Raw genomic sequence first — 7550 nt, forward strand, 5'->3', positions numbered from 1 at the left:
AACCAATCTGTGAATAAAGCAAAAATGTCTGTCCTGCATACTGATTTACAAGACAAATTCAAACTTTTACAGATACCGAATCAATAGATTTTTTAAGGTATGACGCCTTATTAAATTCATATTTATCAAATAGATGAAATTTAAGCCAATATTACTTTACAACGTAACGTACAACACTACATAACGTTACAAAAAAATCAGGCCGTCTGAAACCCGACTTGGCGTTTCAGACGGCCTTGGTATTTGTTATCATATCCATTCACACCTCTTCAGAAAGTATGATGATGAATGCCCTAAACAAAACCCTCTTATCCGTTTCTGTCGCACTGGGATTGAGCGCCTGCGCTTCCGTCAAAACCGTAGACACCTACGACCTAGACTTTTCCAAACAAAAATACACCGAACAAAGCATCGAAGTGAACGGTCAAGCCGTCAAATTCCGCGCTTACGAAGGCGTGGTGTACGTCCGCAATCCTGTCGATACCCGTTACGAAATCATCAATATTTATGTACCCGAAGCCTATTACAACGGCGGCGAGATAGACGGTTTCAACGCCGAAACCGCACCGATTTTCCTGCCCAACCAAATCGGCGGCTATATGCCGGCCGAACCGGGCAAACCCGCTTTAGAAGGCAAACGCGGCGAGCCTGAAGACGGCCAAAAATCTCCTAACGCCGCCCTGGTTGCCCTCTCCAAAGGCTACGTCGTCGCATCCCCTGGCGCACGCGGCCGGACAGAACCCACCGGCAAAGCACCCGCCGCCATTGTCGATTTGAAAGCCGCCGTCCGTTACCTGAAAGCCAACGACAAAGTTATGCCCGGCGATGCCGAAAAAATCATTTCCAACGGCACAAGCGCAGGCGGAGCGATGTCTGCCCTCTTAGGCGCAACAGCCGACCAAAAAGATTACGAAAACCACCTCAAAGCCTTAGGTGCGGCAGACGGCAGCGACAAAGTTTTCGCCGTATCCGCCTACTGCCCGATTACCGACTTGGACCATGCCGACATGGCTTACGAATGGCAGTTCAACGGCGTTAACGACTACAAAAAAATGAACATTTCCATGCTCGACTACCGCGTCAAACGCGAGCTGGTCGCCGGCACGCTGACCGATGACGAGAAAAAACTGTCCAACCTCCTCAAACCCTTATACCCCGCCTATCTCAACAGCCTGAACCTGAAATCCCCCGAAGGCAAACCCCTGACGCTGGATGCCCAAGGCAACGGCAGCTTTAAAAACCATATTGCCGGCCTGCTCGCCCAATCCGCACAAACCCAGCTTGATGCAGGCAAAGACCTGAGCGACCGCACTTGGCTGACCGTCCGCAAAGGCAAAGTCGTCTCCGTCGATTTTGATGCCTACGCCAAAGCCGCCGGCCGCCAAAAAACACCGCCCGCCTTTGACGGCGTAGATTTAAGCGCAGGCGAAAACCAACTCTTCGGCACAGAGAAAGTCGATAAACGCCACTTCACCGCGTTCTCCATGCAACACAACACCGCCGCCAACGCCGAAATCGCGGACGAAGAAACCATCAAAATCATGAACCCGCTCAACTACATCGGCAAACCGGGCGTAAGCCTGCCGCAAAACTGGCGTATCCGCGTCGGCACCAACGACCGCGACACCTCACTGGCAGTCTCCGCCGTCTTAGCCGCCAAACTGCAAAACAACGGCCAAACCGTCGACTACGCCCTGCCTTGGGATGTCGGCCACGGCGGCGATTATGACTTAGACAAACTGTTTGCCTGGATGAAGCAAGTCAGCAGCTCTGCAAAATAAGCGTTCGCAACATAGATTGAGATGAAATTTGGTATCCTGTTTTAATTGGAAAAAGGCCGTCTGAATATTTCAGACGACCTTTATTATTAAATTTCTAAATTTATCATACTGTCTATACTATAGATGTATATTCAATATAATATCTACTCAAAAATTTTAAATTAACCCTTTATTATCAATACTAACTCATAAACAAAAGCCTAAAATTTAAAAATATATTTCAAATTTAATATCTTAGAATAACTTTTTTAAGAATAAAATCAATAAAACAAAGTAATAAAGACTTCCTCATTAATTAAACTTGATGGGGATCTACTTCCCAAAACAAAGAATCATATATCTAAAACAGAATGAAAAAAATGTGTCCCGTATCGTCCATCTATCTGTGTAATCGCTAATTGGTTACCTTTTCCTGCTCCAACAAATTTTGCCGCACTAACTAAATTAATCCACCCTTGAATTGGTATCAAGTTACCACACAACATATCTAAATTATTTATTGAATGCGCAGAATCTAACGAAATCAAATCAATATTATGTTTATATAATACCTGTATCAACTCAGCCTGACTATTCGAATCCATATTACTTAACCACAATCCCAAAGGTGACTGTTTATCCAATTGATATTGGATTATTTGTTCAAGCATTTCATTTAAGTTTCCCTTAATCGTACTATTAAACCGAAGCATACGAATTTTAATTAATTCTTCTCGAATTAATGTTTTTCCAAGTAACAAGGAACATGCTGCTTCATTAGCATTAGTACTGTTTACAGATAAAGCAATGATCAAAGCATGTTTAATTTTTTCTTTTTCCAACCAATCCTGAATTTCGTCAGGTTGAAAATCTGCAGCATTTTTTAGTAGGATATCAGGTATTTTTTGACAATTTTGTTCCTTTAATAAACGGATTACTAAATCAACGCTATTTTCCCCTAAACGACGATTTATCAGATCTTTCTCACTATGAAATTTGTCCTCCACAATAATAATTTTTAAATTTTCCCCCTCTAAATCCTGTATTTTTTCTAAATCAGGCAAATGATGGAAAAGAATTTTTTCCAAAATAATTTCTTTCTTATCATAACGTTTGGCAAATAAATCCTTTCCCGTATCAAAAAATGAAAAAGGAGTAATTACTTGCTGAAAATTATGACGGATTTTTCCACTACTAACAGCATCTATTAAAGGAATTTTAGTAATATCTATATTATCTGGCAAAAGAAGAGTGTAATCATTAACATGCCAATACATCTGCGCCCACTGCTGCCATTTCCGGTGGATATTTTCTTTTTCCACTTCCCATGCTTCATGTTGTTGCTGTTTATTATATTTATAACTGAACTGCAAATAGAAAAATATTAAGCACACGAGCAAAGGAGGAAGTGCAGCAATACCTAATCCAGTAATCAATGGGGTACCAGAGTAGGTCATACTTATAGCAACCAATACACCAACAATAGAAATGACTATAAGAATAAGTAACCATTTCTGCCAATTCATTGGTTTTGGTGCTTTGAATTCTGGAATTTCAGGGATTGCCCAACGGGTTTGTTTCATATTTTAAAAAATTTTAAAAAATTAAATAACAAAGATGCCGAAAACGGATATCTCCATTTCCGGCAACTCTTTCAGATATGGGTTAATTCGCTTTACCATTCAGTCCAATATGTTGAGAAATATCTCCTTCGGGTTCGTATTTCATCCAAGTAGCTGTATTGCCCTCAATACGGTAAATTCCCCGATAGCGTGCGAGCCCTTGACCATTACCAAAAACAAAGGTCGGCCAATAACTACTGCCTATCCTAACCCTACCACTATATTCCAACAACCCCATGCCAATATAAAAACTAGCTTGAGAGTCATGAACATAGTCATTATAAAACAGCTTTATAGCTTTCTCCCCATATAAATCTTTTTCGTATTCATCATTTTTTTCATCAAGATATATACGAGGCCTCTCCCGATATTTTTCCAAAATACCTTTTACAGTTGGATGATAGCTATGTTTAACTCCAAAGGTAGATAGCCACCGACGATTAAAAACACTCAAACCTTCTTCCAACAAATCATTAACCATCTTAAGCCCAATCACAGAATTAGAATTTGGCGGTTGCCTCTCCAAATGCTGCTCCAATTTATTTGGATCAAATTTATTCTCAAGTTTTTTCTCTGCTTTACTGAGTGACATCGCAGGCACTTCGGAAGTTGGTTTCTTAGTCGACTCTTGAGCCCGCGTCCTCTCTGCATCACCCTTTGCGCGAAGATAAAAATCCTGCCACTCAAAACGGGGAACATCCTGTGAACTACCATACCAAGTTTTAGTTTGAGTTTGATATTTAGATGGAGTCTTATTTGAAAGGGAAATCTTACGTAACATAATGCCTCGGTATACTAAATAACTTTGGTTATACTGAGCAATATTATTAGCATGAGTACAAACATCTCCTCCTTCCTGAGCAATACCAACCCCTTTAAGCATCTTGCTCATATCATCTTTTATTGCATTAAACGCTGTAAAAAAATCATGATGTGCTAATATCTCACCATAATAAGTATGTACATCATCTAATTTCATCTGGTTGATATTATAAGGCATTAGATCTTTAAATGGAGTACCTCCACTAATAGCTTCATCATACATTTCTCTACCAGGTATAACCGACATATCGTATTTACCCTGCTCCATAAACCCATAACCACCACCTACATCCGAATGGGCTCCAGGGTAAAGTTTGAGAGTATGATTACCTTGATGCTCCGTCATAGTCAATGGAAAACAGGCTCGAGCCTCGTTACCGGCAATATAGTGTACACAGCGAATATTATCTGGTACGACTAGATTTTCAGGAGAAGCCCAAGACCAATGACCATCCACTAAATTACCAAACCAACGAGGTAGAATACCGTTGCCACGGAATGACTTGATATCGACCATGCCTACCGAAGCCACAGTGTCGAAAATACCCATAAATTTTACTTCAACATCGATGCCGCCAAATTTCAACTGCTCCGGCGAGCTTCCGCTCAATCGGGAAAGGCGGTTGACAAAACTGCGAGCCTCTGCTGCACCGCGTGAAAAACCGAACACATATAAGATAATTTTACTGACCTTGCTGGTTTTCTTCCTTTCTTTTCCTGACTTTTCAATAGTTTCCCTTAAGTGCTTATTCAGATATTCAGGAAAAGTATCAACATCATTTTCAATTTTTTCTGGGCGCTTGCTTTGTTCCCAATTAATCCCATTCCCAAGCCCTTCTTTATTTAGTATTATTGAATAAAGTCTCCAAAAAGCATAACAAAGCCGTGCATTTCCTCCGTAGCCAAGTGCGGAGCCCAAAATACTACCTGCCCCCTCATTAGGATTACCTTCATCATTTTCAGAAAAGGGAGTGCCTACGCCAGGAATATATTCTTTATATAGAGAGTTTTCATTATTCTCATCAAACAACAAAAATAGTTTCGCTACATTGCTTAAATAACTAGTAATTTTTTGTAACTGCTGCGAGTCATAATTATCAACATTAAGTCTTTTAAGATATACTTTGGTTTTCTTCTCATCAGTAAATCTATTATTTCCTGTACCGTCAAAAAATAACCCAAATCGGATTTCTTTCTGGCAGGAAAATTTTTGTACTACTCCTGTCGGCATTTTTCTGTTCCTTTCTTACCTATTACTAAACTCAATGACATTTACCTATTTTCTTTTCCGTTTAGGATCATCATTTTCTGCCCAGCCGTAAGGATAATCAGGGTAATCAGGTGTCTTGGCAGTTACAAAAGCTTTAATGGTGTCATTAGGAAAAAAGTGTATCGCCAAATAAAATAAATCCTTATCCTCATATTTTGGAAGTTTGACAAATGCCCGCTTCGGGTTGGTATAGATCTCGTTATTACCAGCCCATTGGAAAAAAATAGTGTAATTGGGATCCCATTTATCAGGCACCCTCCATCCACTCCCTGAAGTTGAATGGTATGCGGAGACTCCTCCACCATTTGCTCCCCATTCATAGCCTAATTCCCCCCCTTTCCAGTCTTTTTTAGTGGCATCAGTCATATTGAAATTAATAGCTTTAGACGTATGGTTATATACTTTGACGGACAGGCCAATAGTATTGGAATGGCTACTACATGCAGTAAGCAGTGCTGTCAATCCTGTAAATAGTAAAGTGATCAGCTTTTTCATATTCATTATTTACTCCTTAATTTCTTACAGTTAAATTTTTCAAAATGGTGTATTCAAACATTTTTGATATTTTCTTGGATAAACTGAACTAGAGCAGTAAAGCTACCCTGTATCACATCCTTGTTCTCCAACAATTCAAAAATCCTGCTATATATTGCTGCAGAGACCGTACTGTTGCCTGGATTATTTTTCTGTATTTCTGCCCAAATCTGATCGGGCAGACTTTGACTGTACAGCATTTCCAATTGATGATCATTTAAAATTAACGTGGTTGCCGCCTGATTACTATCAGCAGGGGCATAACTGCAAAACTTCCCGAAGCGGTTTATCCATGCAAATTTCTCGATTGCACCAGCAATAGCAGCTTCTTGTGAAGCAGTAAAAAATTTATTCTGTGGATTAAATATGATGGAAAGTACCCGGGTATCAAAACACCTTAATAACAATGCTAATCCTTCTTCTGTATGTACATTTGCTATCCAAGTTAAAATATCCGGCCACTTATTGGGAGTGTTGTTATTTATCCGTATAAAACTAATAAAGGGTAATTCTGCCGCATAATTCTTCAAAATATCCCTCAACCATTCAAAATCATCCAAAGATAGGTGTTCTGCACGAATAAAAAGCGGTCCCAATTCTTCTATATCTGAAAATATATGCCCTCGCTGCCACAATCGAGAAAACCCGGCCAATTCAAAAATTGCCCGCTCATCATCATTTAACATAGAGCCATCAACCAAGACAATAGTCTCATGAACTTTCTGCCCAACCCAACTAATTACCTCCTCAATTACCTCAATATCAGGAGCTGAATGTAAATAATGCATTATTCCCTCCCTGCCAGTGGACTTCCGTTTTCCAAGGCTTTCTTCAAACATTCTTTACAAACTGCTTCAGAAAATTGAGGATAACTATAATCCAACGTATTTACACCCGTTTCTATGAGACCTCCACTTCTATGCCAAATCTGATTTGGAGATCCCATTTCAATTGTCCCATCCTTAATACGGATATAAGCTGTACCACTAGTCAATAAAATCTCTTCCTTCCCTGCCAAAACAATTTTATTATCGGTACTCATCAACGTCATCTGCCCTTTAGAAGTTTGCTTTAATTCTCCACCTTGAGCCTGAATATCAATATTTTGTCTCGACGAGTAAATTTGCATTCCACCGTTATAACTATATAAACTGATTTTTTCTTTTGCAGAAGCAGTTAGATTATTCATGGACTGCAAATCGGTATTATTCTGACTAACTTGTAAAAGATTATTTTCTGTTGTTAGCTGTATACTACCCGAACTAACTGCAGCAATTCCATCAGGCGCACTCAACACGATAGCTTGTTGTTGCAATTGTTGATAGACATTTGTTAACTGGTTTTTCTGATCCTCTATATCAGCTAACTCCGCTCTAGCAGCCTGTATTGCATTATTAAGGTTTTCAACCTCTTCAACAGCTCGACGCAACTTCTCCAATGCTTCGTCCATATCCAATACTTTATCGTCAGGACTTTTACTATCGGTGCTAATAAAGATACCTTTACCCGCCCGTACGGCGCCCCAACCGTCGGTTCTGAGTT

Annotated in this window: 6 protein-coding genes; 1 reads left to right on the forward strand and 5 read right to left on the reverse strand. The window is 39.9% G+C overall.

The genetic code is table 11. The features are described from left to right. Window positions 1-284 precede the first annotated feature (284 nt). Entirely contained in the window at window positions 285-1781 is a 1497-nt protein-coding gene (locus HMPREF2700_RS08885; RefSeq protein WP_210389891.1) for a subtype B tannase, read from the forward strand. 332 nt (window positions 1782-2113) lie between these two features. Here HMPREF2700_RS08885 and HMPREF2700_RS08890 read toward each other — a convergent pair whose 3' ends face one another. From HMPREF2700_RS08890 to HMPREF2700_RS08910, 5 genes are all read right to left on the reverse strand, one after another. Next, a complete protein-coding gene (locus HMPREF2700_RS08890; protein ID WP_141745840.1) occupies window positions 2114-3343 on the reverse strand; it encodes a hypothetical protein in 1230 nt (409 codons plus the stop codon). A gap of 82 nt (window positions 3344-3425) precedes the next feature. Further along, a complete protein-coding gene (locus HMPREF2700_RS08895; RefSeq protein WP_070591615.1) occupies window positions 3426-5435 on the reverse strand; it encodes a phospholipase effector Tle1 domain-containing protein in 2010 nt (669 codons plus the stop codon). Between the two features lie 45 nt (window positions 5436-5480). Next, a complete protein-coding gene (locus HMPREF2700_RS08900; protein ID WP_168162740.1) occupies window positions 5481-5969 on the reverse strand; it encodes a DUF3304 domain-containing protein in 489 nt (162 codons plus the stop codon). Between the two features lie 53 nt (window positions 5970-6022). Further along, window positions 6023-6847: a hypothetical protein gene (locus HMPREF2700_RS08905; RefSeq protein ID WP_168162741.1), complete on the reverse strand. Its 825-nt coding sequence runs from the start codon at window positions 6845-6847 to the stop codon at window positions 6023-6025. Continuing rightward, window positions 6796-7550 (reverse strand): DUF2345 domain-containing protein (locus HMPREF2700_RS08910; RefSeq protein ID WP_141745841.1); only part of this gene is annotated, 755 nt, incomplete at its 5' end. The genes HMPREF2700_RS08910 and HMPREF2700_RS08905, both read right to left, overlap by 52 nt.

It is taken from the genome of Neisseria sp. HMSC068C04, assembly GCF_001810105.1.
Lineage (GTDB): Bacteria > Pseudomonadota > Gammaproteobacteria > Burkholderiales > Neisseriaceae > Neisseria > Neisseria flavescens_B.